This is a genomic window from Stenotrophomonas sp. ATs4 (genome assembly GCF_051861585.1).
GTDB classification, from domain to species: Bacteria; Pseudomonadota; Gammaproteobacteria; order Xanthomonadales; family Xanthomonadaceae; genus Stenotrophomonas; species Stenotrophomonas maltophilia_AS.
In genome coordinates this window covers 21,535-46,889 of the sequence record NZ_JBLYPK010000011.1, presented here as the reverse complement: position 1 = coordinate 46,889, position 25,355 = coordinate 21,535, and the positions used below count along the sequence as shown (strand labels likewise).

Here is a 25,355-nt window from a genome sequence, read left to right as displayed (position 1 = left end):
TGTCCTCTGCGATAGGACATGCTTGCAATGGTGCGTTCATCTTGACGACGCAGGCGTGGCCAGCAACTGCCGTGCGACGAACAGTGGATCGTCACCACCGCTGACATCAGGTGTGACACCGGTGCGCTCCCAGTTGCCGCCGGTACGCAGATTGATCGGCTGCCGGTCCGGAATGCTGATCTGATAGCCGTCCGGCAGCAGGACAGAATCATCGAACATATGTGCGGCACCGCCACTGCGGCTGCCGACGATGCGTGCGCGCGCCAACGCCTGCAGCGAGTAGGCGACGAATTCAGCGGCCGAGCCGGTGCGGCGGTCGATCAGCACCACCAGCGGCTTCAGGTACGCCGGCAGGCTCGCCGGTGGCAACCGCACCGGAGTGCGTCGACCACGCTGCTCCAGTGCCTGCACCTGGGTGATGCTGGCCTCCAGCAAGGTACGCACCAGCAGGTCGGCGCTGCCATCGTCACCGCCGCCGTTCTGGCGCAGGTCCAGCACCAGGCCATCGGTATCGGCCAGCAGGGCGAAGGCAGCGGCCAGCCTGGGCCGTGCCAGATCGAGCGGATAGAAAGTACTCAGGCGCATGTAGCCGATATTGCCCTCGAGAACCCTGACCTCGCGCACGCCGGCACCGTTGCGGCGGGCGTCCGCACGCCAGGCCATCAGCCAATCGTCCTGACCGGCGCTGGCATCCACCCGCTCGACGTGGAAATGGCCATCGAAGTGGTCCAGGTCCTGGTTCAGGCGCGCACTGAAGGCCTTCGGATCCGCGCAGGTATCAGCGTAGCGCTGCTCGTTTGACCAACCACGCAGGGCATCGGCGATGCGGGCGCCTTCCGCTGCGTCCAGGTACTGCGCCTGTATCGCCGTGGCCGCCGCCTCCAGCACAGCGTCCTGTGCCGGGCAGGACGCCGCCAGCAGTGCGCCAAGCATCCACGAAACCGCCATGCCCCACCCCCGGATTGATGATATGTAAGCACTTATATATCATCCCGATCATGGATCTCCAACGCGCCACCCTGGGTAGCCTGCTGCGCGCCCTGCTTGATCAGCTGGACCCGGCGGTCGAGCAGGCCTATCGCGATCTTCAGCTCGACTATCGGCCGCGCTATACACCGGTGCTGCGCACGCTGATGGCGCAGGGCCCCTGCCGTATCAAGGACCTGGCGCTGGCCTGCGGGCTCAGCCATTCCGCGCTCAGCCAGACGGTGTCGGCGATGGTCCGTGACGGCTGGCTGCACACCGCCGTCGGCGAAGACAGCCGCGAACGCATTCTGCAGTTGAGCCCGCATGCACTGCAGGCGCTGCCGGCACTGCAAGCGCAGTGGCAGGCCACCGCACGCGCTGCACGCAGCCTCGATGCCGACCTCGGACAGCCACTGGAAGATGTCCTGCGTGAGGCGTTGCAGGCACTGGCACAGCGCTCCTTCGCGCAGCGCCTGCACGAGGCCGCGGCGCCCCAACAACGCCGCAGCTGATCCAGCGCCCCTGCACAAACGTCCCTTTCCGCTGCATCCACGCCAGCAGGTGATCACCGCCGTTTCAAGCGGTTGATTCATTCATCTGCGTGATCGAGCCTGCGCGCTCCTTCCCCCCTGGAGCACTCCTCATGCGCACGCCACCGGCACCGCTCACCCTGGCTGAACGCGACCGCCGCTGGGCCCTCGCCCGCGACATCATGGCCAGCGAACACCTCGATGCGCTGGTCGTGCATGGCGATCGGGAAGCCGCCGCACCGGCAGGCTTCTCGCCAGACTGCTACTTCACCAATGACCGGCCCGGCTCGATCGTGGTGTTCGTGGGTGACGCAGTCCCGCGTGTGTTCACCTTCGCCTCGCTGATGATCGCCGACCATCTGCAGGCCGGCCTGCGTGGCGACCTGCAGTGGATCTCGCCCGAACAGCTGTGGGTTGGCAAATCCGGCCACGAGGTTGGCCGCTGGCTGCAGCAGTGTGGCCTGCATTCGGCACGTATCGGCGTGCTCGGCCTGGAGCCCTACCCGCCGTTCTACTTCGACGGTGCGATGCCCGCACGCACCCTGCAGGGCATGCAGGCGGCTGTGCCCGGCGCGGCGTTCGTACCGGTCTACCGCGCGTTCTTCCAGCGCGCCTCGGTGAAGAGCGAGGAGGAACTGGCACTGATCGCGCATGCCGCCTGGATCGGCGAATCGATGAGCGAAGCACTGCGTGCCACTGCTCGCCCAGGTGTTTCCGAAGCCGAACTGGTTGCTGCGGTGACCGCCACCTGTTTCTCGCTGGGGGGCTATACCGCCGAAGTGCTGCTCGGCTCGGGTCCGGAATATGTGGGCTGGGGACCACCCGCCTGGCAGTACCGTGCACAGCCACCACGCATCCTGCGCGACGGCGACCTGGTGCTGTCGGAGATCTTCGCGCTGTATGGACTGATGGAGACCCAGCACCAGGCCGCCGTTGCCATCGGCGAGGTGCACGAGGACATCCACCGCGCCGCCGTTGTAGCCCGGGCCAGCTATGAGGCAGGCGTGTCCGCACTGCGCGTGGGCAACACCTTCGGCGATGTCGTCGACGCGATGGAAGCGCCCCTGCTGGAGGCGGGCGGCTGGCATGTGCACCCGTTGGTCCACAGCCTCAACCCCTATGGCCCCATCGGCTTCGGCCGCGCGCCGGGCATCGAAGCGCTGCCGGAAGCGGCCCGCTATGCGCACATCGCGCCGCTGCCGACGGTCGGGCGCGAGCTGCCCCTGCAGGCCGGCATGTGCTTTGCCTTCGAGCCGAACTGCGCGTTCGGCCGGCACATGGCCAACATCGGCGGTACGGTCATCGTCGGCGAGCACGCAGGTGCAGCGCTCAACGAAAACTCGACCTGGCTGATGCGGGCCGATGCCTGAGTTCATCGCCCACCTGCAGACACCGGCACGGCAACGTGCGGCCGAGACGCGCAGCAGCCAGACCCGGGCCCGGCTGCTGCAGGCCGGGCTGCAGCTGTTCAGCGCGCTCGGCGTGGAAGGCGTGCGCACCCGCCAGCTGGTGGACATCGCCGGCTGCAGCCAATCGGCCATCCCGTATCACTTCGGCGGCAAGCAGGAACTGTACGCCGCCGTGCTGGAGCGCTGCGCCCAGGCCATTGCCGAACGACTCCCGCTGCCGGCTGCACCGCCAACCGGCGCGCGCCAGGCCACGCAGCAGCTGCAGCAGTTGATGCGGGCCTTCGTCCACGCGTTGCTGTCGGCGCCGGATGCGGGCCCACGAACGCTGCTGTTGGCGCGCGAACAGATCCAACCGACGGCCGCGTTCGCCAGCGCGCACCGCGCGCTGTTCGAGCCCCTGCATGCCGCGCTGGCCGAGTGCGTGGCGCGCCTGCGAGGCAGTGATGCAACCAGCATGGAAACGCTGCTGCGTACCCATGCCCTGCTCGGCCAGGCCATCGTCTTCGCCGTCTCCCACGGCGCTCTGCAGACGCGGCTGAAGGAAGGAGCGCCCGCGCTTGAGGTGGAGATGATCGCGGCGGTGGTCAGTGGCATGGCACTGGCTGCGGCAAAGGCGCCACCGGCCTGAATGGCCGTGCCATCAATTGCGTGCGCAGGCCGCGTGAAGACCTTCACGAGGATGGCGACCTGGACTTAGCGTGCGATGACCAAGCATGGACACTGTCGCCGACGACGGCGGCGTCCATACAGCAGGAGACGTCACATGGCTGATCAGACCCCCCGCAGCTCCAACCGGGGCTTCGCCTCGATGGACGAGGACAAGCAGCGCGCGATTGCGGCCAAGGGAGGACGCGCCGCGCATGCCTCCGGCAACGCACATGAATTCAGTCCGGCCGAAGCGCGCGTTGCAGGCCGCAAGGGCGGCGAAGCGATCAGCCGCAACCGCGAACACATGGCTGCGATCGGCCGCGAAGGGGGACACGCACGCCACGCCAATGCGCGGCAGGAGCAACAGCAGCAGGACGAGCGCGCGGCAGAGGATCCGCAACGCCAGCAGGGATGAGAACGCTTTGCCGTCAGACCGGGGCGCGCTGCCGATACAGGCCGAAGGCCGCAAGCAGGGCCAGCGCGCCGGCCACGGCCATGGCCCAACCAAAGCCGCTGGCCATCGCGTTGCGGTACCACGCCAGCAGTTCCGGCGTCGAGTCCAGTGGGGTCGGTTGCAGGATCAGTTCGCGCGCCTGTGCAGCGAGCCCCTCCTGGCCTTCGACATGCGCGGAAGCTGCGAGCCGCTGCACCGCACGCAGGCTCATCAGGCTGCCGAGCAGCGCGATTCCCAGACTCATGCCAGCCTGGCGCAGCGCGTTCATCGTTGCGGAAGCGATTCCCGCGCGCTCGGTCGGCACGCTGGCCATGACCGCCATGCCGGTCGCGGGCACCGCCAATCCCATTCCAATGCCCAGCAGCATCAGCAAAGTACTGGCATATCCGGGCGAGGTGGTCGGTTCGAACGTCGCCATTGCGCACAGCGCCATTCCACTCAGGGCGTAGCCCAGTACCAGCGCGACATGCAACCCAAGGTGCGCGACCAGACGACCGAACAGCAGCGAGACGACGCCCATCAACAGGAACTGGGGAACCAGCTGCGAGCCGGCCAACGCCGCGTTGTGGCCCTGCGCCTGCTGGAAGAACAATGACAGGAAGAACAGGCTTGCGTAGGCCGTGAAACCCAACACGAACGAGGCCAGGTTGAGCATGCCGAAGCGCCGATCGACAAACAGGTCCAGGGGCAGCAACGGCCGCGCGACGCGACGTTCGACGATTCCGAACACGATCAGGCCGGCACCGGCGATGCCCAGGGCCGACAGGGTCAGTGGCGCAAGAAGGCCGTGCTCGCCGATCGCGATCAGGCCGTAACTGAGTGCGGCCAGTGCGATGATGCTGAGCAGTTGCCCGGCCGGATCCAACGCGGCGTGCTGTGGATGCCGCCGCTCGGGAATACCCCAGGCCCCCAGCAGGAGCGCCAGCAGGCCCAGTGGCAGGTTGATCAGGAAGATGCTCGGCCAACCGGCGCGCTGCACCAGCACGCCACCGAGCAATGGGCCAAGTACCAGGGCCAGCGCACTGAATGCCGACCAGCCACCGATTGCGCGCGCACGTTGGCGCGGATCGGGAAACGCGTGGCTGAGGATCGGCATCGCACTGGGAATCAACAATGCCCCCGCCATGCCCTGCACCGCGCGCCCGGCCACCAGGGTCGGAAGATTGCCGGCGCAGGCGCACAGCAGCGACCCCAGGGTGAAGGTGGCGACGCTGAGCAGCCACATCCGCCGATGGCCGTAACGATCCCCGAGCGGCCCCGCCGACAGCATCAGCGCCGACAGCGCGATCGCGTAGGCGTTGATCACCCATTGCAGGCCGGCCATGTCGGTCTGCAGTGCCTGCTGCAGGGTCGGCAGCGCCACATTGACGATGCTGATGTCCAGCGAGGCGAGGAATGTGCCGAGATAGGCCGCCAGCACGAGGGCCGGCCGTTGGAAGCGGTGCATGTACGGACCCCGGGAGAGGATGTGCGCGCATCGTAGCCATTGACTGACCGTCGGTCAATGACCGACGGTCAGTCAGATCAAAAGGGCGGCTAGAATGACGACCGTCGCACCCGGACCCCCGCCCACATGCAGACCCCAGCTGTCGCCAGGCCTCGTACCAAGCCCGCGGAAACCCGTCAGGAAGAACTGATGGACGCCGCGCAGGCACTGTTCCTGTCAAAGGGGGTAGACGCCACCACCATCAGCGACATCGTCGCCGCGGCCGACGTGGCCAAGGGCACCTTCTATACCTACTTCGCCTCGCGCACCGAGATCCTGCAGGCGCTGGCACAACGCTACACGCGGCAGTTCATGGAAGCGGTCGACCAGGCCGTGCAGCGGCACCCCGCCGGCGATGGCATAGCACGCCTGCGCGCTTGGATCCGCGCCAACATCGAACTCTACGTGCGCACCTACGCACTGCACGATGTGGTGTATGCCAACCATCATCACCATCAGCGCGGCAATGCCGAGCGCAATGCCATCCAGCAGCAGCTGCTGGGCATCCTCGAAGCTGGCAACGCCGCTGGACTGTGGCAGCTTCCAGCGCCGCAGGTCACCGCCTCATTGATCTATGCCGGCGTACACGGCGCCACCGACGATCTGATCGCCACACCGGCACAGGATGCCGATGCCTTCATCGGCGCGGTGGAAGCCGATTGCCTGCGCATGGTCGGCGTGCCACCGACCGGTGCCAAACGCCGCTGACGAACCTTCTACCGCTCATGCGTGGGCCAGGATGTTCAGCAGCCGTCCGAACGGATCGCGGACGTAGAAGCGGCGCACACCCCAGGGCTCATCTGCCGGGCCGTACTCCAACGGGATGCCCGCTGCGCACATGCGGTCCAGCACCTCCTGCAGGTTGTCCACTTCAATCGACAGGTCCGGTACCGCAGTGCCAGAGCCGCCTTCGCTGGCAAAGCTGACCTGGGCCAGCGCGCTGCCCGCTCCGCCGTGGGTGATGATCCAACCGTGGTCCATCACCACCGGCATGCCCAGCAGATCGCCATAGAACGCTGCCGCGCGCGACGGATCGGGCGTGGCGATGTTGGCGACGATACGTTTGACAGCCATGTGTAGCGGGTCCGATGCGCGATTCCCCATCCTCGCCGCTGCGTGCATGGGCTGCAAGCGTGCTCAGCCCAGATGGCTCATCGCAAGCTGGGTGATCGCGCTCTTCGGCAACGCGCCAACGGTGCGGGCCACCGGCTTGCCATCGCGCACCACCACCATGGTCGGAATGCTCATCACGCCGAACTCGTTGGCCAGCGCCGGCGATTCGTCGATGTTCACCTCGGCGAAATGAACCAGCCTGTTCAACTCATTCGCCGCCTGCTCGAACATCGGCTGCATCACCCGGCACGGGTGGCACCACTCGGCCCAGAAACGGATCACGTGCACGCCCGGCGCGTTGCGTACGGCCATGTCGAAGTTGCCGCTGGTCAACTGGCTGATCATGTTCAAGCTCCCTGCATCAGTTATGGAATGTACGTTCCATAAGTTGAGCGCCACCGGCTGACTTGTCAATGAATTCTGGAATGACTAGTCTTTAAGTCATTCCCCCTACCCTGGCTAACTCATGGCGCGCACTGGCCGCCCCCGCGAATTCGACCGCGACGACGCTGTGGAACAGGCGATGCTGTTGTTCTGGGAACGCGGCTACGAGGCCACCACGCTCAACGACCTGCGCAGCGCGCTGGGAGGGCTTTCCCCTGCCAGCTTCTATGCGGCATTCGGCTCCAAGGAGGCGTTGTTCGGCGAATGCCTGTCGCTCTACATGCAGTCCTGCGGCCAGTTGGCCACCCTGCTGGCGGACACCACCGACGGCCCACGTGAAGCGATGCGGCGCACCCTGCATGCGGCTGTGACCGCACAGACCTCGCGCAGCCGCCCGCGCGGCTGCATGGCGGTACTGTCCGGCCTGAACTGTTTCGAAGGCCATGAGGACATCGCCGCACAGGTCGAGCAGGCGCGTCGGCAGACCAGCCAGGCCATCACCGCCTGCGTGCAGGCCGGGCGTGATGTGGGCGAGCTGTGCCCGGACGTGGACTGCACCGCGCTGGCCACCGCCTTCGACGTGTTCCTCAAGGGCATCGCCATCCAGGCCCGGGATGGGCGCCGTGCCACCGAGCTGCATGCAGCCGTGGATGCGCTGATGGCGATCTGGGACTGCAATGCACTGCGCGCCGCGCGCCAGCACTGACGCAGGCATCCGTCGCGCTGAAACAGAAGAGCCCCGTCGGTGACGGGGCCCCATGCACGGCTCACATGGCGCGACTCACACGCCCATGCACAGATCAACCACGCAAGTGTTGTATGCCTGCTGGCATTCGCCGGCATCAGCACCACTGGCCAGACACATCTGGTAAGCCCGCCAGCACGGCTTGTCGCAGGGCTCGACGGGTCCTGCCACCGCCACCGAACCGGTACACGCCAGCGCGAAGACTGCCACCGCAACCACCTTCCGGATAACACGCATCGCCATCACTCCTTGATAAGCCTGGTGAGCCCAGGCCAGCTGACGGTAGTGGGGACACGGAGAGACCAGGTGAATGCTCGCGTCACACAACCTTAACCAGTTCATAAAATTTCCGTCACATCACTGGGGGTGATCGGCGTTCTGCGGGGTTAACCGCCTTGTTGTCCGTCAATCAAGGAAGTTGTCCGATGAATCACCCGCTGCACGGCCGTTCGTCCCGCTCCCGCTCTCCGCTGCACAGCCGCCTGGCGCTGGCCGTGGCCAGTTCCCTGTTGCTGGCGACGGCGATGCCCGCCATCGCCAGCGAATCACTCGACGCCTGGCAACAACAGCGCCAGTTGCAGGCGGCCTGGTCGCAACCAGTCGGCGGCGCTTCTGCAGCACCGACGGCCATCACGCCAGCGGCGGCCAGCACGTCCGTTCTCGGCAACCCAGGCGATGCGGCCAGTTGGCGCAGTGATGAATTCAACGCCGACTGGGGTCTGGGTGCGATGGGGGCTGACTACGCCTATGCACGTGGGCTCACCGGCCAAGGCGTGCGCCTTGCCCTGTTCGATTCGGGCTCGGCACTGGCCCATCAGGAATTTGCGGGGCGCAATACGTCCAGCATCACCATCGGTGCGGACTGCGCCACGCCAGGCGTGGTCTCCGGCACCGGCGCCTGCGAACAAACCCGTGGCGAGCAGCCAGGCTACAACTACTACGGCCTTGGCCCCGGCGTTCCCGCCGCACTGGCCGCGCGACTGATCGCGGCAGGCCAGCCCTATGGCTTCAGCTACGCCGACCATGGCACCCACGTGCTGGGCACCATCGGTGCCAACCGCGATGGCAAAGGCATGCACGGCGTGGCGTTCGGTTCGAACCTGACCGCAGCCCGTGTGTTTGGTGATACGTACTATGAGTGGCGCCTGGACCCGGACAACTTCTATCGCCCGCGCGCGCTGTACCGCACCGATCCCGATGACGCCGCCACCTTGGACATGTATGCGCAGATCCAGGCGCAGGGCGTGCGAGCCATCAACCACAGCTGGGGCATCTCTACCCGCAACATGACTGCTGCCGCGCTGGATGCGCAGTATGCAGCGATCGGTGACGGCTACGGCGTGTACGGCAGCATCTATGCCGGCAACGGCGACACGGCCGGCTCCACCCTGATCCAGGTGTGGTCGGCCGGCAACGGCAGCGGTGCGGTGGCAGGCATCACCGCCGCGATGCCGCGCTGGAAGCCCGAACTCGAGCCCTACTGGCTGGCAGTGGCCAATGTGCGCCGACCCAATGCTGCGGCGGGCGAAACCGACTACGTGATCGATGGCAGTTCCAGCATCTGCGGCGTTGCCGCCAACTGGTGCATCTCCGCCCCGGGTACCGACATCGTCAGCACCATCGTGTCCGGCGAGATCCAAGGGCGCATCGAGAATACCTCTGCCTACGTGCGGCTGATCATCGACAGCGAGAACACCCAGTACACCTACGGCACCAAGACCGGCACCTCAATGGCCGCACCCCACATCACCGGCGCTCTGGGCCTGTTGATGGAGCGTTTCCCCTACCTGGACAACGCACAGGTCCGCGACGTGCTGCTGACCACCGCACGCGATCTCGGTGCAGCTGGCATTGATCCGATCTACGGTTGGGGCATGGTCGACCTGCGCAAGGCCATCGAAGGCTATGGCTCGCTGCGCGTGGATACCAACGTAGTGATGAACCAGAAGGCCGGCGGCCTGAAGGTGTGGGAAGGCGATGCCTGGGACGACTGGACCAACGACATCGGCGGCCCTGGCAAGCTGACCAAGTCCGGCATCGGCTGGCTGCGCCTGAGCGGCGACAACACCTTCAACGGCGCGGTACTGCAGGACGGCACGCTGGAATTGAATGGTGCCAACACGCTCACCTCGGCGGTGGAAGTACAAGGTGGCCAGTTCCTGCTCAACGGCAGCCTGGTCTCCACCGCGCTGAACACCACCGGGGGCGTGAGCACGGTCAGCAGCAGCGGCCTGCTGAAGGACAGCAACCTGACCGTCAACGGTGGCGTGGTGTCCTTCAACGGCATGCAGACCGGCGGTATCACCACGGTCGGTGCCAACGGCCTGCTGAAGGGCATCGGCACGCTGGGCAACACCCGCGTCGACGGCATCATCGCGCCCGGCAATTCAATCGGCACGCTGACCATCAACGGCAACTACGTGCAGGGCGCGACCGGTGTCTACGCCGCCGAACTTGCTCCGGGCGGGCGCAGTGATCAGTTGCACGTGACCGGCACCGCCACCCTCGGCGGTACTCTGGTTGCCCTGCCGGAGCCGGGCACTTACTACCTGGGTGAGCAGTTCAACTTCATCCGCGCCGATGGCGGCGTCAGCGGGCAGTTCGCGAAAACCGACTTCAGCGCGTTCTCTCCGTTCCTGAAGTTCAGCCTGGCCTACGCTGCCAACGGCGCCCGCATCGACGTCGCACGCGGCGCCTTGCTGGCCAGTGCAGCGACCACGCCGAACCAGCGCGCGGTCGCCACCAGCGCCGATGGACTGGCGATCAACCAGGGCCTGCCCAAGCCGCTGACCCAGCTGTTCCCGCAACAGGTCGGTGGCGTGCTCGACGGTCTCAGCGGCGAATTGCACCCGGCCACGGCACTGGCCCTGGTCGAGGGCAGCCGTTACGTGCGCGATGCCGCACTGTCACGCCGTGCCGGCGTCGCCGCTCCCGGTGCCGACGCGGGCGATGCCACTGGCGCATGGGTGCAGGCCATCGGTGGCAACAGCAAGCTGGACGGTGACTTCAACACTGCCCGCACCGAGGCCAACAGCAACGGCCTGCTGATCGGCATCGACCGCGAATTCTCCGGCTGGCAGCTGGGTGTGCTCGCAGGCACCGGCCGGACCGACGTGAAGCAGCAGGAGCGCCGTGCTAAGTCGAAGATCGACAACACCCACTTCGGTGCCTACGCCAGCCACAACTGGGGCGGTTTCGGCCTGCGCGGCGGCGTGGCCTGGAGCAAGCACGAGGTGAAGAGCACGCGCGATGTGGCATTCGCAGGCTTCAGCGACAGCCTGAGCGCCCGCTACGATGCCCGCACCCGCCAGGCCTTCATCGAAGCGGGTTACCGCTTCGGTGGTCCGGAAGCCGGGCTGGAGCCGTACCTGCAGGTTGCGCGCGTGGAAGTGGACCTCAAGCGCATCACCGAACGCGGTGGCGCGGCCGCCCTGCAAGGCAAGGTGGACGATACCGGGACCACGATCGCTACCGCCGGTGTGCGCTTCGACAAGGGCCTGAAGGCTTCGTTCCAGCAGGACAGCTGGCTGCACCTGCGCGGCGGTGTGGGCTATCGCCGCGCATCGGGCGACCGCAGCCAGGTGGCCAACCTGGCCTTCGCCAACAGCAGCAGCACTTTCGCAGTCGAAGGCGCCCCCATCGCCGACAACGCGGTGGTAGCCGAGCTGGGCCTGTCGGCATGGCTGACCCCGCGGCAGCAGCTGGAACTGGGCTACAGCGGCCAGTTCGGCAGCGAGAGCCGCGACCACGGCGCCAATGCACGCTGGTCGGTCCGCTTCTAGGAACGTGTTCTCTTGAGGGATTGGGGCGGCCTTGCGGCCGCCCCTTTTTTCTGTCCGTTGCCAGCCGCTATGCAGCACGCGGCAGGCAGGCAGCACCCAGCAGGCTGGCCAGTGGCAACAGCAACCCATAGGCCACCAGCGGCCACACCGTGCCCCCCGGCAGCAACACGGTCGCCAACGTACCTACGCTGGCGACGATCACACTCTGCAGGGCGTAGTACAGCGCCACCGCCATCCCGGACGCATCCGCGAAATCACGTAGCGCACCGTTGGCGGCCACCGATACCACCATCACCAATCCCACCGCGATGCCCCACATCGGCAACACCACGCTGGCGAATGAAGGTGGCCACAATGTCGCCAGCGCCATCAGCAGCACGCCACCGATCATCGTCCACAGCCCGCGCAGGAAAGTACCGCGTACCTGCCAGCGGGCGATGGCCCTCTTCGCCAGCCGCGCGGTGAGGATCATCATCAGCGCCACCGTTGCGAACGCCAGGCTGAAGGACAACGGCGAATAGTGCATGCGTCCGACCAGGATGCGGGGTGCGATCGAGAAGAACACGAAGAAGGTGCCCATGCCCGCACTGAAGCCCAGCGTGTACACCCAGAAGCTGCCACTGCGGAGGATGCGCCGCAGTATCCCGCGCCGGGCGTTGCCGCGCGGTGGGCGGGTTTCCTGCCAATGGCGTTGCGCGCGCAGTCCGGCGATCAGGCCGAGCACGCCCAGCAGTGCGAAGATGGCGCGCCAGCCGAATGCGCCTGCCACCAGCGCGCCGAGGATCGGACCAAGCGCGGGCACGAAGGCCAGCATCGAAGCAAACAACCCATACAGCGATGCACCCTCCGGCGTATCGGCATACACATCACGCACTGTGGCGAAGGTCGCCACCAGCGCCGCCGATGCACCGATCGCCTGCACGGTACGCCAGGCAAGGAACGCTGTACCGCTGCTGGCCGCCGCCAGCGCCAACGATGCGGCGCTGAACAACAACGCCCCCAGCAGCAGCACCGGCCGGCGTCCTACTCGATCGGACAGTGGACCGAACACCAACTGGCCCATGCCGAGCACCAGCAGGTAGGCACTGAGCGTCAGCTGCACCAGCGCGGGCGATGTACCCAGTGCCTCTGGCATTGCAGGGACCACGGGAAGGTAGATGTCCATGGCCAGCGAGGCCAGGAGATCGAACGGTGCCATCAGCGCGATCGCCGACGACACGGAATGGGCCCAACGCGGGGCCTGTCGATTGAACATGGGGAGTCTCCGCCCAGAGTGAATCCGGCGGTGATCCATCCACTTCGCGCGCATCGCAGGGATGATCACCGCAACAACGTCTGCATCGTTGTTGCGGCTCAGCGGACTGTCTGCGGACCGTTCCCGTTGTTCATGGTGCCCATCGAATGCCTGTACAGGTGGCGCAAGTGTAGCAACCGCCGGCAGACGGCAGCAGCGGTCAGTCCAGCGGCAGCATGTCGATGCGCCGGCACCGTGTCTGCTTCACCTGCTCGATCAGACGCCGCACCACCGGCGAGGTTTCGGCCTGGCGGTACTGAACAGCAATGGTCGAGACGATGGTCGGGCCGGCCAGCGGCAGATAGACCATGCCAGGCAACACCAGCGTGCGTTGCAGCACCGATGGCACGATCGCCACCGAACCGACGCCCACGGACACTTCGGCCAGCACCGCTGCCAGATGGCCGGGCTGCGAACGGATGCGCGGGATGAAGCCACCACGGCGTGCCACCTCCATCGCGCCTGCCGGCTGTTCCGGCATCACGAACCCTTCTCTTGCCAGCGCTGCCGGTTGCACCGGACTCCGCGCCATCGCCAGCGGGTGCGCTTCCGGAAGAGCCACGCAGAACTGATCCTCAACCAGAGTGTGTTCGCCGACGCTGTCGGGCACCTCCATCGGCGGCCGGCAGAACACCACGTCCACCCGGCCTTGCTGCAGCAGCTCCGGCAGCACACCCATCGGCCATTCACTTACCTGCAGGTCAACGCCGGGATAGCGGCCGCGGAACCGACTCAGCTGGTCCTGCAACGCGCCGGCATACAAGGCCGAGCCCACATAGCCGATCTCGATCTTGCCGATCTCGCCGCGGCCGGCCCGCCGGCCCACGGTTTCGGCCTGCTCAAACCGGCGCAGCACGTCGCGCGCCTCGGCCAGGAACACCTCGCCGGCCGAGGTCAGCGCCGCCTCACGCCGTCCGCGCTCGAACAGTCGGGTGCCAAGCCTGCGCTCAATGTCCTGGATCTGCACGCTCAAGGTGGGCGTGGCGATCCCCAGACGCAGCGCCGCACGGCCGAAGTGCAGCTCCTCGGCCAAGGTGACGAAGTATTCCAGGTGGCGGCGTTCCATGGTCGGCGCATTGTTAGGTGAAACCTAACGTACCGGGAAAACACCGAGAATGAAATAAACACCGATCACTGCTGGAATGCCCGTCCACTCCTTCCCGCGAGCGACTGGTGCCGTCCTCCCCCACCCTTTCCCCCGTACCACGCAGACTGCCCGACCGGATCCTGCTGGTGGCCTCCCTGGGCTGCACGATGACCGTGCTGGAGACCAACGCCGTGGCGGTGGCACTACCCGGCATCGCGCGTGACCTGCATGCCGGCTTCGCGGATATCGAGTGGGTGATCAGCGCCTACATCCTGTCCTTCGTTTCGCTGCTGCTGCCGGCCGGTGCCATCGCCGACCGTTGCGGCCGCCGCCGCGTGCTGCTGATCGGCATCGCCGCGTTCGCATTTACCTCACTGCTGTGCGCATTGGCGCCCACCGCCTCATCGCTCTACCTTGCGCGGGCGCTGCAGGGCATCGGTGCCGCGTTCCTGCTGGCACCATCGCTGTCGATCATCGGCCACACCTTCCACGAGGGAGCCGCCAAGGACAACGCGTGGGCATTCTGGGGCACGGCAATGGGCATGATGATGGTGCTCTCGCCGTTGATGGGTGGCGTGCTTTCCACATTGTGGGGCTGGCGCGCGGTGTTCATCGCGATCCTGCCGTTCCTCGCCCTGCTCGGCTACGGCGCGTTGCGCTGGATACCGGAATCATCCGACAGCGTGCTCCGTCCGCTTGATCCACCTGGCATCGTCACCTTCAGCCTGGCGATCTTCGGCATCGTGCTGTTCCTTGTGGAAGGCCTGGCGCAGGGCTGGAGCGCTGCACCGGCGTTGACCGGGCTGGCCCTGGCCGTCGCCATGGGGATCGCCTTCGTGATCGTTGAGCGGGCGCAGCCGCATCCCATGGTGGACCTCGGGCTGCTGGCCGGCCCGCGCTTTGTCGGGGCACTCATCGCCATGATCGGCTACTCGATCAGCGCACAGGTGATGGCGTCGATGTTGCCGCAGTACCTGCAGAATGGCATGGGACTGGGCGCGTTGGTCGCTGGTGTCGGCATGCTGCCCTTCGCTGCGGCGATGCTGTTGTTCCCCGCGGTCGGCAGGCGGCTGGGCCACCACGTAACGAGCCCGGCGGTGCTGGCCATCGGCCTGTCGATCACCGCCGCCGGTAACGCCGTGGCCGGCCTCGCCGCGTGGCAGCAGCAGCCATGGCTGGCGTTCGTCGGAATGATCGTGATCGGTGCAGGTGGCGGCATCCTCAATGGCGAAACCTCCAAGGCCATCATCGGTGCGGCCCCGCGCGGCCGCGCCGGCATGGCTTCCGGTATCAGCGCCACCACGCGATTCGTCGGCATCCTGCTGGGGTTCACCCTCCTCTCCAGCGCCCTGAGCCTGGGCATCCGTACGACGTTGTCGGCTGCGGTTCCACCCGGCGATGTACGGCCGATGGCCGATGCGATCGCCACTGGGACATTCGCTGATCCCCACGCTGCGGCATTCGCACAGGCGATCTACAGCCATGGCTTCGCCAGCGCCCTGTGGACCTCCGCTGTCGCCGCAGCACTGGCCAGCCTGTCGGTGGCACTGCTGGGCCGTCCACAACGGCCGCCCACAGCACTCGCCAACGCCTCACGCCGGGAGCCACACGCATGCGACTGAACCTTCCGCTGATCCTGCTTCTTCTCGCACTGCCGGCCGCCGACGCGCTGGCAGCGGCTGCCAGCCCTGCCAGCGCACCGCCACGCGATGCCCTGCTCCAGCAGATCGACATGGGGATGGCCAATGCCGTGGCCTGGGAGTACGCATTCAACGCCGTCGCGTCCTGCGATGTCGCGCGGCTGGACCACGCGCTGCGCGAGCTGCATGACAGTTACCCCGTGCAGATCCAGCCGATGCTGGATGCCGGCTACACCGCTACCTACCGCGCAGCCGAGCCCTATCCCACCCTTCAGAACCGGCTGGCAGCGCTGCGCGATGCCGAGATCACCTGCATGGCCATCGCCGATGGTCGCAGCCACGCCAACGTCATCGACAGCGCCTCCGCGCTGCTGGTGTACATCGCCGATCAGCCACTGTAGCGACGCAACCGATGTCCAGTGCTGCAGGCAACAGGCGCCATTCCCCACGTACCGCGCGCGGCCATGACTTCCGCCGCCGCTACCGCCTGACCTGTGCAGCACTGCTCGCGATGGGCGGCCTGCTGCTGGCACGCGCGGCCGATGTACAGATCATCCACCATCGTTTCTACCTGCGACAGGCCGAAGCGCGGATGCTTCGGCACCATCCCCTGCGTGCCCATCGCGGGACGCTCTACGACCGCCATGGCATCGTCATTGCCGGCTCTGCTCCGGTGGCTTCGCTGTGGATCGACCCCAAGGAATTCCTCGATGCGTCCGGTTCGGTCGAGGCACTGGCAACGGCACTGAATGCGGATGCCGATGCGCTGGCTGGCCTGCTCGCGCGCAACCGGCTGCGCCGCTTCGTTTACCTGCCTGGCTTCCGCCGTGGAGATCCCGCTAGATTCGAAGCGTTGCTGGCCCGGACTCCCACCGGAGTGCATCTGCAAAGAGAGTTCAAGCGCTTCTACCCGCAGTCGGACCTGTTCGCGCAGGTCATCGGCATTACAGATATCGAAGGCAGGGGTGTGGAAGGGCTGGAACGGATGTTCGAGACGCGATTGGCGGGCCAGGCCGGCTACCGCGACGTCATCATCGATCGCAAGGGCCGCCCGGTGGAGCTGCACGACCGCGGTCTTCCCGCGCGCGCTGGCGAGGACATCGTGTTGTCGCTCGATAGTCGTATGCAATACGTACTCCATGCTGGCCTCGGGCCGGCGGTACAACGCCACGGCGCTGCAGCTGCCAGCGTGGTTGTACTGGAGGTCGGGAGCGGCCAGGTCCTGGCGATGGCCAACTGGCCCACGTACAACAGCAACGCCCCTGGCACTGGGCGTATCGAAGCCCGCCGCAACCGCGCCGTCACCGATGTATTCGAGCCCGGCAGCACGGTGAAGCCGTTTACGGTGGCTGCCGCGCTCGATGCCGGAGCGATCACCACAACCAGCACATTCGACACCCACCCCGGCTGGATCCGCAATGGGCGCTTCACCACGCGCGACTACCGTGACCTGGGCGTACTGGACACCACCCAGGTACTGAAGAAAAGTTCAAACGTCGGCATCTCGTTGATCTCGCGTCGGCTCAGCAACGATCAGCTTCGCGACATGTTCGCCGCAGTGGGGGCCGGACATCCGACCGGTAGCGGCTTTCCCGGCGAGCGCAGCGGCACGCTGGCCGATACGAGTGCCTGGAACGGCACCAGCAAACAGACCATGGCCTATGGTTACGGCCTGTCGATGACCACGCTGCAGTTGGCCAACGCCTACGCAACACTGGCCAACCACGGCATGCGTGTGCACCCCACGTTCGAGCTTGGGCATTTGCCGCCCAGCACGCGCGCGATGCCTGCACATGTCGCCGAACAGGTGTTGTCGATGCTGGCAACCACTTCGGGTCCGGGCGGCACTGCGACCCGTGCTCGCATCATCGGCTACCCGATTGCCGGAAAAACCGGCACCGCACGCAAGGCCAGTGCGGGCGGCTATGCACGCCGCTATATATCGCTGTTCGCTGGCGTCGTTCCTGCGGACCATCCTCGCTATGCAGTTGCCGTGGTGGTGGATGACCCTGATGCCCGGATGGGCGGCTATGGCGGCGGCGCCGTCGCGGCCCCCATCTTCAGCGAGCTGATGGGCCGTGTGCTGCATCTGACGGACATCGCACCTGAAGCCCCGGATTGATGCGGCTGCTACAAAGATGGCCGGGGCGGCGGTGCCGCCCCGGCCGTGACGGCCCCGGGGAGAAGGCCGCCAGTGATCGTCAGGCCGCCTTCATCGCGTGCTTGCGGGCACGCATGACGTTATGGCATTCCTGCACTTCCGGAAGGAGCTGGGTGACTTCCTGGCGCACGGCCGGCGGCAGCTCGTTGTCCTTCAGAACGTCCTTGAACGCGCCAAGCAGGCGATCTTCGGATTCTTCAAGCTCGGCCACGTAGCCATAGTTGGTGTCGCCGAAGGCTGCGCGCACCTTTCCGTAGAACTGTTGCATTGAACCGACCATGGTGCCGTGCTCGGCCGGCTTGCCGCCGCTGGCAGCAACCGAGCTGCTCAAGGCCGAGACGATACGACCCTTGACGCCGGCGATGCGGGTGAACAAGGCGGACAGCTCGGCATCCTTGACCTTGGTCGCCGCTTCCTCGTAGAACGACTTGCCGTCGCGGGCGATTTCGATCAGGTCGTTGAGGCGATGTTCAATGGTGGACTGGGTGCTCATGTAGTCGCTCCTGTGTGCTCGAAAATCTGTGGGGAATAGCAGCGCGATTGCGTTGCCTTCGACTCCACTGTGGCGGGTGCTCCGTGGCAGGCGGGTGAGTACGGATTGATGTACAGATCACCACGTTCAACGCGCGCTGACTTCTTCATGCGCAGGTTCATCCCCATTCACAGGGAATGAGCGAACCGGCGTCGATTCACCAGGGTGCGATGGTGATGATCAACGTGACCAGCAGCACGATGGCCAGTACAAGCAGCAACACATGCCACTGCCGCCAGCTGGGCTTGGGTTTTCCCGGGGTATTCACTACGCGTCTCCTTCCATCGGCAAAGGTGCACAGGCAGGCTGATGCACAGCAGCATTCGCGCGCGTGGAGATTTCGTGCATGGCCCGTGCATGAATGCTGCGTGCAACGCGCGACGATAACGCGTCCATAACGTAATCAGAATGTAAACGGAGTGTTAGGTTCCTTCCGATTCCGCACAGCGGAGTTTCAGATCGGTTTCCACGCAGCAATGCACGAAACCCATTCAACTGGATTTGGAGAGAGCCAAATGCATTACAAGTACACCCTGCTTTCACTGGCGGTGGGCACCGCCCTGGCTGCCACCTGGTCTCCGGTCGCGCACGCCCAGGAGGGCAGCGAAAAAACACCGAAGAACCTCGATCGCATCCAGGTCACCGGATCGGCCATCCGCAGCGTCGACATCGAGACGCAGCAGCCCATCATCGCCATCACTCGCGCGATGATCGATCAGCAGGGCTTCACCACCATTGCCGACCTGCTGCAGAACCTGACCTCCACTGGCGCCCCCACCATTTCGCGTGCGCGCGCCCTGGCGTCCGGCGAGAACGTCGGCGGCTATTACGTGAACATCCGCAACCTGGGCGCCACGCGCTCGCTGGTGCTGGTCAACGGCAAGCGCCTGGGCGCGACCACCGGCGGTTACCAGGATCTCAGCCAGATCCCGATGAGCGCGGTGGAACGCATCGACGTACTGAAGGACGGCGCATCCGCGCTGTACGGCTCGGATGCGATCGCCGGTGTGGTCAACATCATCACCCGCAAGAACTACGAAGGCCTGGAAGTGTCCATGCAGCATGGACAGTTCAGCCAGGGCGACGGCAAGGACAGCACCTTCTCGCTGGTCACCGGAGCCCGTGGTGAACGCGGCGGTTACACGCTCGCACTGGAGTACCAGAAATCGGACCCGGTGTTTGCCCGCGACCGTGAGTTTTCCCGATACGGTGGAGCCGGCCCCAACTACCCCGGTGCGGACTGGAGCAACATCAGCCAGAACGGTTCGTGGTGCGACCCGGCCCTGTACAAGTGCAACACCGGTGATGCGGTGTTCAAGACACTCAATCGTGGCGGTGACCCGAAGAACCCGAACGACTACCACCCGATCACGCCGGCCGAGTTTGCCAACGGCAACGAGCAGATGCACCTGCAGACCGGCATCGAACGTCGCTCGCTGTTCCTCAGCACCGACTACGCACTGACCGACCAGATCAAGTTCGCTGCCGACATCGGCTACAACGAGCGCACCACCGACCAGCAGATTGCAGGTTACCCGTACCAGTCCACCAAGTTCGGCACGCCGCTGGATGCGGCCAGCGTATTCAATCCCGTCGACCACAGCATCGCGTTCAATCGCCGCCTGTGGGAAGTGCCACGCACCACCGAGAGCAAGCTGAAGTCGCTGCGCTTCGCGCCGAGCCTGTCCGGCTACTTCGAGATGGGAAGCAAGGCGTACGACTGGGAGGTCGGCGCACTGTTCAACCGCAACGAGATTACAAAAACAGGCCGTGGTGACATGAGCCTGATCGCTTCCCGGCAGGCGTTGGGGCCCTCCTACCTCGACGCCAATGGTGTGGCCCGCTGCGGCACGGCGGCATCGCCGGTCTCGGGCTGCCTGGCTTGGAATCCTTTGCTGCCGTTCGGGGTCGCGGGGGCTGGCTCTCTCTCCGATCCCGAGCTGCAGCGCTTCTTGTTCCCGACCTTCAACGACACCGGCGTCACCAAGACCCGCAGCTACTTCGCCAACATCTCCGGACCGGTGATCGAGCTGCCGGCCGGCGACCTGTCTGTCGCTCTGGGCTACCAGTACCGCAAGGAAGAAGGCCGCTTCGTGCCCGATGCCTTTGCCCAGTCGCGGCAGAGCACGGCGCTGGGTGCCTCCACTACGGCTGGTGATTACAGCCTCAACGAGTTCTACGCCGAAGTGAACGTGCCGGTGCTGCGTGACCTGCCGTTTGCCAAGGAATTGACCGTGAACCTGGCCACCCGCTATTCCGACTACAGCAACTTCGGCAGCACCACCAACTCGAAGGCCAGCTTTGCCTGGCGCCCGATCGAAGAGCTGATGATCCGCGGCACCTTTGCTGAAGGCTTCCGCGCGCCGAGCATCTCCGACCTGTACGGCGGCCTTGGCACCAGCTTCGAGACGTATGTCGATCCCTGCGGCACCGGCGCCACCAACAGTGTCAACGGCAACGCCGCCTGCAACGCCGCGGGCGTGCCGCTGGGCTACCAGCAGCTGAACCAGAGCCTGAAGCCCTGCGCCAGCTATCCCTGTGCCACCCCCGACGAGTTCACCACCGGCTCCAACTCGAAGCTGCGCCCGGAAGAGTCCAAGAGCAAGACGGTGGGCGTGGTCTGGAGCCCGCGCTGGGTCGATGGCCTGGACATCAACCTCGACTGGTACAGCTACAAGATCACCAACATGATCATCGAGGACAGCGTGGACCGCATCCTGCGTGACTGCTACGTGCTGGGTAATGCCTCGCGCTGTGGAAGCGTCAAGCGCGCCGCTGATGGCCACATCACCAGCATGTTCTATGGCCTGGCCAACCTGGGCTCGATGGAGACCGAAGGCTGGGATCTGGGCATCCGCTATCGCCTGCCCGAATTCTCCTTCGGCCGCATCACCATCGACCTGCAGAACAGCTACGTTTCCAAGTACGACGAGCAGAACCAGAATTCTGCCGGTGACACGATCATGATGGGCCGGATCGGCCAGCCGGGCATCTCCAGACTGCGTTCGAATCTGGGCGTGAACTGGCAGCTCGGCAACTTCAGCACCCAGTACACCGTGCGCTACTACTCCGGCATGGTTGAAAGCTGCGTGCCGAACCGTCCGTGCACCCTGCCCGACCGCTACGCCTATGGCGAGCCGGATGCGCTGCGCAAGGTGGGCTCGAATGCGTTCCACGACATCCAGGTCAGCTACAAGCTGCCGTGGGACGGCACCGTGGCGTTGGGCTCGAACAACGTATTCAACCACCAGGGCCCGATCATGTTCTCCAAGCCGTCCAGTTCCTTCCCCTACTACGGCGGCTTCGACATCGGCCGCACCGTGTACGTGAAGTACTCCCAGCGCTTCTGATCGACAGGTTCGTGCTCGTGGCCGGCGGATGGGGAGTCCGCCGGCCACGATGCACACAACCTCCACCCGATCTCCATCGTTCTTCCACGGAATCTCCAAGATTCCCCGCAACACTGATGTCATGACGGCATAGGAGCAGGACCGCATGGATCGCCACGCGCCCCGACACTGCACGCCCGTCTCCAGGTTCACCACTGAACGCGACGGTGTGGCCCGGTCCCGATCCTCCGGACGTGCCGCCGCAAGGGAAGTACGAGATGACGACGGCAGTTCGCACTGGCCTGACCGACCTGGTCACTGACGCGCAGCGGTACCTGCGCAGGATTCTCCCCGGGCTCGCTTCGACGGTGCACCCGCTTGCTTCATCGCACGCCATTCCACGCGCGATGTCCTCGCGTTACCACCTTGCCGAGCTGATGTTGTATGGGGAAACCCCCGCGATGCTTGCCGTGGCCCGCGAACCCAGCGAGTCCAGCAGTCGGGTCATCCAGGACGTTCGCTGCCTGCGCGCTGCGGCAAATGCACTGGTCCTGTATGTCTCCCCCTACCTCACCCCCACCCAGCGGCGGTTCCTGGTAGAGGCCCACATCGACTTCGTGGTTCCGCATGCCCAGCTGTTCGCGCCCAGCCTGGCCATCGAGTTCCGCGATGCACCCGATCACGAGAAAAAGGCCATCTCGCTGCTGCCCTCGGCGCAGGCCGTGCTGATCCACGTATTGCTGTCGGGGCAGCCGCGGTGGTGGTCACCGCGCGAGATCAGTGCGGCCGCCGGCTATACCTCCATGACGGCATCGCGCCTGTCTGCCGAACTGGTCGAACGCGGCCTGGTCGAACGTTCCACAGGTGGCCGCGAGCGCTTCCTGAAGCTGGCCGGCAACCGCGATGAGGTCTGGGCGAGCGCGCAGCCGTTCCTGCGCTCTCCCATATTGAAAGAAGTGGATGTCTGCTGGGAATCGACCGTCGAGGTGCTGCGCAACGCCGGTCACCCGGCACCGATGGCTGGTATCGACGCGCTCGACCCCAACCCACCAGACCGGGCTGGCAGTACCCATGCTCTGCACGTCGACGCGTGGCGATTGCTGGGTGCGCTTCCCACGCCTGCACCGGAGCGCGCGCGCAATGCCCGGCTGCAGATCTGGGCCTACCCCCCCGCATTCACCAGCACCGGCAATGTGGTGGACCCGCTTTCGCTGTATCTCAGCCTGCAGGGAAAGCGCGGCCATGACGTGGATGCTCTGGAGCATCGGGTGGAACAGGCACTGAGCGGAGCGGTGCACGTTGTGTGATCGCGGCGCTAGGCCTGCACAGCCGCGCGCCTGGCTGCGTACTCGGCGAACACCACGCCGGCTACCGCCAGCAGGCCACCGCCCAACACCCAGCTACTGAGCGATTCGCCCAGCAGCAGTACTGCCAGCGCGGCGGTGACGATCGGCACCAGGTTGAAGAAGCCGGAGACGCGCGCCGCGCCCAACCGCGACAGCCCGGTCATCCAGGTCAGCGGCGCCAGGATCGACGCGCACACCGCCGCAAAACCAATGCAGCCGACAGCAGTCAGATTGCTCACCCCGGTACCCACCAGCAACTGCAGCGGCAGCAGGATCAGCGCCGCCGCCGTGGCCTGCAGAAACAGCGACTCCAGCACCGACAGCGGAATCTTCCAGTGCTGCATCAGCACGTTGTAGGCGGCGAAGGCCAATGCACCGATCAGCATGATCGCGTCCCCCCGGTTCAGGCCCTGCGCGGCCAGCCGCGCCAGGTCCCCCTGCGAGACCACCGCCACCACGCCGACGGTGGAAATCACCGCACCGAGAATGGATGTGCCACGCACCGGATGGGCCATGAACACGCGCGACAGCGCCAGCGCGATCAGTGGAATCAGCGCCTGGATCACCCCCATGTTGGTGGCCGAGGTGAAATGCGCCGCGTAGTACGCAAGGCACTGGTACATCACTCCGCCCAGGCAGCCCAGCACCAGGAAGCGCCCGAGATTGGCACGTACTGTCGGCAGATTGCCGCGCAGTCGCGGCCAGGCGAATGGCAGCAGGATGACGGCCGCCACCAGCCAGCGGAAGAAGCCGATGTCGATGGGCCCTACCGCCCCGGAAGCCAGCTTGGTAACGATGGTGTTGGCGCCCCACAGCAGGCAGGCGAGGATCGGAAAGAGATAGTTCAAGACGGCAGGTGTACGTGACGGGACGGCCAGCGTACGCTTGGCGCATATCGAGGACATCCCGAAAATGCGCCACACCGACCCCGCGTTGCGGCAACCGATGGAGCCGATCCCCACCTTCTGCCAACTGCCCGGACCGATCTATTTCCGGCAGGGTTCAATGGAGCCTACCGACTGGGGCACGCACAGCCATCCGTGGGGACAGTTCAACTTCGTGGCGCAGGGTGTGATGGAGATGAAGATCGACGGCGAGTGGATGGTGTCTCCCCCCCACTACGCCATCTGGATTCCACCGGGGATGGCGCACTACTCGCGCAACCGATCGTCATTGGCCTATCGCTCGGCGTATCTTTCTGCAGCGCTGTCGCGCCGGTTGCCCGCGCGTTGCAGTGCGTTGGAGGTCAGCCCGCTGCTGCGCGAGCTGCTGCATGAACTGGCACGACAGAGCGTGACCGACCCGCAGACACCGCCACACCGGCGCATGGCTGCCGTGGTGATCGACCAGATCATCAACGCTGCGGTGCTGCCCAGTTTCCTGCCGATCGCCAGCAGCGACGCACTGAAGCAGGTGATGACATATATGGAGAAGCACCTGTCCGCAGCTGAATCGGTTGCCGATATCGCGCAGCGACACCACATGAGCGTGCGCAAGCTCGAACGCATGGCACGCAGTGAACTGGGCATGTCGCTGGGTGACTGGCGTGGGCGGGTGAAGTTCGTGCGCGCCACCGAGGCGCTGTGCACGCGCAGGCCGATCAGCCGGATCGCCGAAGCGTTGGGCTATTCGGGGGTCAGTGCGTTCGCCGAGATGTTCAAGCGGCACGCGCAGTGCACACCGGACCAGTACCGCAAGCTGCATCGGGCGGGGTGAAGACCCGCCTCGAACGCTGTCGATTTTCCGCCCCATCGTTCGTCGGAACAGGAAAGGCAGACCCTCCGGCCTGCAGGAGCGCCCACGATGTCCCCGATCCTCACCGCCTTCGCCACCTCCCCCGACCGCGGCCAGGGCCTGGCCCGTGACATGCGCGTGCGTTGGGTCCTGGAGGAGCTTGGCGTGCCCTATGACGTACAGCTGCTTACCTTCGCCGACATGAAGCAACCCGCGCATCTGGCACGGAACCCGTTCGGACAGATTCCCACCTGGCAGGAAGGAGACCGGGTGCTGTTCGAATCCGGCGCCATCGTGCTGCACTTGGCCGAGCAGCATCCCGGCGTGTTGCCGACCGATCCAGATGCACGCATGCGCGCCATCATGTGGGTATTCGCCGCACTGAATACGGTGGAGCCGCCCATCGTCGAACGCTCCATGGCCTGGGTCCTGGAGCGCGAGCAGCCTTGGTACACGCAGCGGCTGGTGACGCTGGATGAACGTGTCCGGATGCGCCTTTCACAGCTGTCCGCGTGGTTGGGCACGGCATCGTGGCTGGACCGCGATTTCAGCGTGGGCGACCTGATGATGGCCTCGGTGCTGCTGCGCCTGAAGAGCAGCGGCATCCTCGACGAGTACACGCAGTTGGTCGCCTACGTGGCCAGGGCGACGCAGCGGCCCGCCTACCAACGCGCGTTCGCTGCGCAGTTGGCGGTGTTCCAGAACGGGTAGTTCC

At 65.7% G+C, this 25,355-nt stretch carries 23 protein-coding genes; 14 read left to right on the top strand and 9 right to left on the bottom strand.

The annotated features are described in order from the left end of the window. Window positions 1-36: 36 nt before the first annotated feature. A complete protein-coding gene (locus ABR323_RS18485) occupies window positions 37-948 on the bottom strand; it encodes a S41 family peptidase (protein ID WP_439450345.1) in 912 nt (303 codons plus the stop codon). Between the two features lie 50 nt (window positions 949-998). On the opposite strand from ABR323_RS18485, the gene ABR323_RS18480 reads away from it, so the two are divergent. The 4 genes from ABR323_RS18480 (at window position 999) to ABR323_RS18465 (ending at window position 3,968) form a co-directional block, all read left to right on the top strand. Continuing rightward, window positions 999-1,478, top strand: coding sequence for a MarR family winged helix-turn-helix transcriptional regulator (locus ABR323_RS18480; RefSeq protein WP_439450344.1), 480 nt, complete (start codon window positions 999-1,001; stop codon window positions 1,476-1,478). Between the two features lie 131 nt (window positions 1,479-1,609). After that, window positions 1,610-2,866, top strand: coding sequence for a M24 family metallopeptidase (locus tag ABR323_RS18475; protein WP_135275212.1), 1,257 nt, complete (start codon window positions 1,610-1,612; stop codon window positions 2,864-2,866). After that, on the top strand, window positions 2,859-3,533 hold the full coding sequence (locus ABR323_RS18470; RefSeq protein ID WP_135275213.1) for a CerR family C-terminal domain-containing protein: 675 nt from the start codon (window positions 2,859-2,861) through the stop codon (window positions 3,531-3,533). Before ABR323_RS18475 ends, ABR323_RS18470 begins: the two co-directional genes overlap by 8 nt. Before the next feature lie 135 nt (window positions 3,534-3,668). Next, window positions 3,669-3,968 carry a KGG domain-containing protein gene (locus ABR323_RS18465; RefSeq protein ID WP_135275214.1) on the top strand — a complete coding sequence of 100 codons (300 nt, stop codon included), beginning with the start codon at window positions 3,669-3,671 and terminating at the stop codon, window positions 3,966-3,968. 13 nt (window positions 3,969-3,981) lie between these two features. Here the strand turns inward: ABR323_RS18465 and ABR323_RS18460 are convergent, their stop codons facing one another. Beyond that, window positions 3,982-5,454, bottom strand: coding sequence for an MFS transporter (locus tag ABR323_RS18460; RefSeq protein WP_439450343.1), 1,473 nt, complete (start codon window positions 5,452-5,454; stop codon window positions 3,982-3,984). A 126-nt stretch (window positions 5,455-5,580) separates the two neighbouring features. Here ABR323_RS18460 and ABR323_RS18455 point away from each other — a divergent pair, with 126 nt between their 5' ends. Further along, entirely contained in the window at window positions 5,581-6,201 is a 621-nt protein-coding gene (locus ABR323_RS18455) for a TetR/AcrR family transcriptional regulator (protein ID WP_439450342.1), read from the top strand. Window positions 6,202-6,216: 15 nt separating this feature from the next. Here ABR323_RS18455 and ABR323_RS18450 read toward each other — a convergent pair whose 3' ends face one another. Further along, window positions 6,217-6,567: a VOC family protein gene (locus tag ABR323_RS18450; protein WP_439450341.1), complete on the bottom strand. Its 351-nt coding sequence runs from the start codon at window positions 6,565-6,567 to the stop codon at window positions 6,217-6,219. 63 nt (window positions 6,568-6,630) lie between these two features. Next, window positions 6,631-6,951, bottom strand: coding sequence for a thioredoxin (trxA, locus tag ABR323_RS18445; protein WP_439450340.1), 321 nt, complete (start codon window positions 6,949-6,951; stop codon window positions 6,631-6,633). A 121-nt stretch (window positions 6,952-7,072) separates the two neighbouring features. On the opposite strand from trxA, the gene ABR323_RS18440 reads away from it, so the two are divergent. Further along, a complete protein-coding gene (locus tag ABR323_RS18440; RefSeq protein WP_135275218.1) occupies window positions 7,073-7,696 on the top strand; it encodes a TetR/AcrR family transcriptional regulator in 624 nt (207 codons plus the stop codon). A gap of 75 nt (window positions 7,697-7,771) precedes the next feature. On the opposite strand, the gene ABR323_RS18435 is transcribed toward ABR323_RS18440, so the two are convergent. Continuing rightward, on the bottom strand, window positions 7,772-7,972 hold the full coding sequence (locus ABR323_RS18435; protein ID WP_439450339.1) for a hypothetical protein: 201 nt from the start codon (window positions 7,970-7,972) through the stop codon (window positions 7,772-7,774). A gap of 188 nt (window positions 7,973-8,160) precedes the next feature. Between ABR323_RS18435 and ABR323_RS18430 the strand changes: the two genes are divergently transcribed. Then, entirely contained in the window at window positions 8,161-11,517 is a 3,357-nt protein-coding gene (locus ABR323_RS18430; RefSeq protein WP_439450338.1) for an autotransporter domain-containing protein, read from the top strand. Between the two features lie 67 nt (window positions 11,518-11,584). On the opposite strand, the gene cml is transcribed toward ABR323_RS18430, so the two are convergent. Continuing rightward, the gene (cml, locus tag ABR323_RS18425; RefSeq protein WP_439450337.1) at window positions 11,585-12,772 is read right to left on the bottom strand and encodes a CmlA/FloR family chloramphenicol efflux MFS transporter; all 1,188 of its coding nucleotides are present in this window, start codon (window positions 12,770-12,772) and stop codon (window positions 11,585-11,587) included. Between the two features lie 199 nt (window positions 12,773-12,971). Then, window positions 12,972-13,877: a LysR substrate-binding domain-containing protein gene (locus ABR323_RS18420; RefSeq protein ID WP_439450336.1), complete on the bottom strand. Its 906-nt coding sequence runs from the start codon at window positions 13,875-13,877 to the stop codon at window positions 12,972-12,974. A 167-nt stretch (window positions 13,878-14,044) separates the two neighbouring features. Between ABR323_RS18420 and ABR323_RS18415 the strand changes: the two genes are divergently transcribed. From ABR323_RS18415 to ABR323_RS18405, 3 genes are read left to right on the top strand one after another with little or no spacing between them, the layout of a single operon-like run. Continuing rightward, window positions 14,045-15,520, top strand: a complete 1,476-nt coding sequence (locus ABR323_RS18415; RefSeq protein ID WP_439450335.1) for an MFS transporter — start codon at window positions 14,045-14,047, stop codon at window positions 15,518-15,520. Next, window positions 15,511-15,939: a hypothetical protein gene (locus ABR323_RS18410; protein WP_439450334.1), complete on the top strand. Its 429-nt coding sequence runs from the start codon at window positions 15,511-15,513 to the stop codon at window positions 15,937-15,939. Before ABR323_RS18415 ends, ABR323_RS18410 begins: the two co-directional genes overlap by 10 nt. A gap of 11 nt (window positions 15,940-15,950) precedes the next feature. Then, entirely contained in the window at window positions 15,951-17,660 is a 1,710-nt protein-coding gene (locus tag ABR323_RS18405) for a peptidoglycan D,D-transpeptidase FtsI family protein (protein ID WP_439450333.1), read from the top strand. A 79-nt stretch (window positions 17,661-17,739) separates the two neighbouring features. On the opposite strand, the gene ABR323_RS18400 is transcribed toward ABR323_RS18405, so the two are convergent. Then, window positions 17,740-18,192, bottom strand: a complete 453-nt coding sequence (locus ABR323_RS18400) for a PA2169 family four-helix-bundle protein (RefSeq protein WP_006395575.1) — start codon at window positions 18,190-18,192, stop codon at window positions 17,740-17,742. A gap of 554 nt (window positions 18,193-18,746) precedes the next feature. Here ABR323_RS18400 and ABR323_RS18395 point away from each other — a divergent pair. Together ABR323_RS18395 and ABR323_RS18390 are read left to right on the top strand one after the other, a co-directional pair. Continuing rightward, entirely contained in the window at window positions 18,747-21,581 is a 2,835-nt protein-coding gene (locus ABR323_RS18395) for a TonB-dependent receptor domain-containing protein (RefSeq protein WP_439450332.1), read from the top strand. A gap of 257 nt (window positions 21,582-21,838) precedes the next feature. Then, window positions 21,839-22,867, top strand: a complete 1,029-nt coding sequence (locus ABR323_RS18390; RefSeq protein ID WP_439450331.1) for a hypothetical protein — start codon at window positions 21,839-21,841, stop codon at window positions 22,865-22,867. Between the two features lie 8 nt (window positions 22,868-22,875). Here ABR323_RS18390 and ABR323_RS18385 read toward each other — a convergent pair whose 3' ends face one another. After that, entirely contained in the window at window positions 22,876-23,811 is a 936-nt protein-coding gene (locus tag ABR323_RS18385; RefSeq protein ID WP_439450330.1) for a DMT family transporter, read from the bottom strand. 7 nt (window positions 23,812-23,818) lie between these two features. On the opposite strand from ABR323_RS18385, the gene ABR323_RS18380 reads away from it, so the two are divergent. Both ABR323_RS18380 and ABR323_RS18375 read left to right on the top strand, forming a co-directional pair. After that, a complete protein-coding gene (locus ABR323_RS18380) occupies window positions 23,819-24,622 on the top strand; it encodes a helix-turn-helix domain-containing protein (protein ID WP_439450329.1) in 804 nt (267 codons plus the stop codon). A gap of 87 nt (window positions 24,623-24,709) precedes the next feature. Further along, window positions 24,710-25,351, top strand: coding sequence for a glutathione S-transferase family protein (locus tag ABR323_RS18375; RefSeq protein WP_439450328.1), 642 nt, complete (start codon window positions 24,710-24,712; stop codon window positions 25,349-25,351). Window positions 25,352-25,355: the final 4 nt, after the last annotated feature.

Bases quoted from the DNA above. Each gene is read 5' to 3' on its own strand.
- ABR323_RS18375 (WP_439450328.1), top strand. From the start codon at position 24,710: ATGTCCCCGATCCTCACCGCCTTCGCCACCTCCCCCGACCGCGGCCAG.
- ABR323_RS18475 (WP_135275212.1), top strand. From the start codon at position 1,610: ATGCGCACGCCACCGGCACCGCTCACCCTGGCTGAACGCGACCGCCGC.
- ABR323_RS18485 (WP_439450345.1), bottom strand. From the start codon at position 948: ATGGCGGTTTCGTGGATGCTTGGCGCACTGCTGGCGGCGTCCTGCCCG.
- ABR323_RS18435 (WP_439450339.1), bottom strand. From the start codon at position 7,972: ATGCGTGTTATCCGGAAGGTGGTTGCGGTGGCAGTCTTCGCGCTGGCG.
- ABR323_RS18455 (WP_439450342.1), top strand. From the start codon at position 5,581: ATGCAGACCCCAGCTGTCGCCAGGCCTCGTACCAAGCCCGCGGAAACC.
- ABR323_RS18465 (WP_135275214.1), top strand. From the start codon at position 3,669: ATGGCTGATCAGACCCCCCGCAGCTCCAACCGGGGCTTCGCCTCGATG.
- ABR323_RS18380 (WP_439450329.1), top strand. From the start codon at position 23,819: ATGCGCCACACCGACCCCGCGTTGCGGCAACCGATGGAGCCGATCCCC.
- cml (WP_439450337.1), bottom strand. From the start codon at position 12,772: ATGTTCAATCGACAGGCCCCGCGTTGGGCCCATTCCGTGTCGTCGGCG.
- ABR323_RS18440 (WP_135275218.1), top strand. From the start codon at position 7,073: ATGGCGCGCACTGGCCGCCCCCGCGAATTCGACCGCGACGACGCTGTG.
- ABR323_RS18460 (WP_439450343.1), bottom strand. From the start codon at position 5,454: ATGCACCGCTTCCAACGGCCGGCCCTCGTGCTGGCGGCCTATCTCGGC.
- trxA (WP_439450340.1), bottom strand. From the start codon at position 6,951: ATGATCAGCCAGTTGACCAGCGGCAACTTCGACATGGCCGTACGCAAC.
- ABR323_RS18405 (WP_439450333.1), top strand. From the start codon at position 15,951: ATGTCCAGTGCTGCAGGCAACAGGCGCCATTCCCCACGTACCGCGCGC.
- ABR323_RS18410 (WP_439450334.1), top strand. From the start codon at position 15,511: ATGCGACTGAACCTTCCGCTGATCCTGCTTCTTCTCGCACTGCCGGCC.
- ABR323_RS18470 (WP_135275213.1), top strand. From the start codon at position 2,859: ATGCCTGAGTTCATCGCCCACCTGCAGACACCGGCACGGCAACGTGCG.
- ABR323_RS18400 (WP_006395575.1), bottom strand. From the start codon at position 18,192: ATGAGCACCCAGTCCACCATTGAACATCGCCTCAACGACCTGATCGAA.
- ABR323_RS18450 (WP_439450341.1), bottom strand. From the start codon at position 6,567: ATGGCTGTCAAACGTATCGTCGCCAACATCGCCACGCCCGATCCGTCG.
- ABR323_RS18385 (WP_439450330.1), bottom strand. From the start codon at position 23,811: ATGTCCTCGATATGCGCCAAGCGTACGCTGGCCGTCCCGTCACGTACA.
- ABR323_RS18430 (WP_439450338.1), top strand. From the start codon at position 8,161: ATGAATCACCCGCTGCACGGCCGTTCGTCCCGCTCCCGCTCTCCGCTG.
- ABR323_RS18480 (WP_439450344.1), top strand. From the start codon at position 999: ATGGATCTCCAACGCGCCACCCTGGGTAGCCTGCTGCGCGCCCTGCTT.
- ABR323_RS18395 (WP_439450332.1), top strand. From the start codon at position 18,747: ATGCATTACAAGTACACCCTGCTTTCACTGGCGGTGGGCACCGCCCTG.
- ABR323_RS18420 (WP_439450336.1), bottom strand. From the start codon at position 13,877: ATGGAACGCCGCCACCTGGAATACTTCGTCACCTTGGCCGAGGAGCTG.
- ABR323_RS18390 (WP_439450331.1), top strand. From the start codon at position 21,839: ATGACGACGGCAGTTCGCACTGGCCTGACCGACCTGGTCACTGACGCG.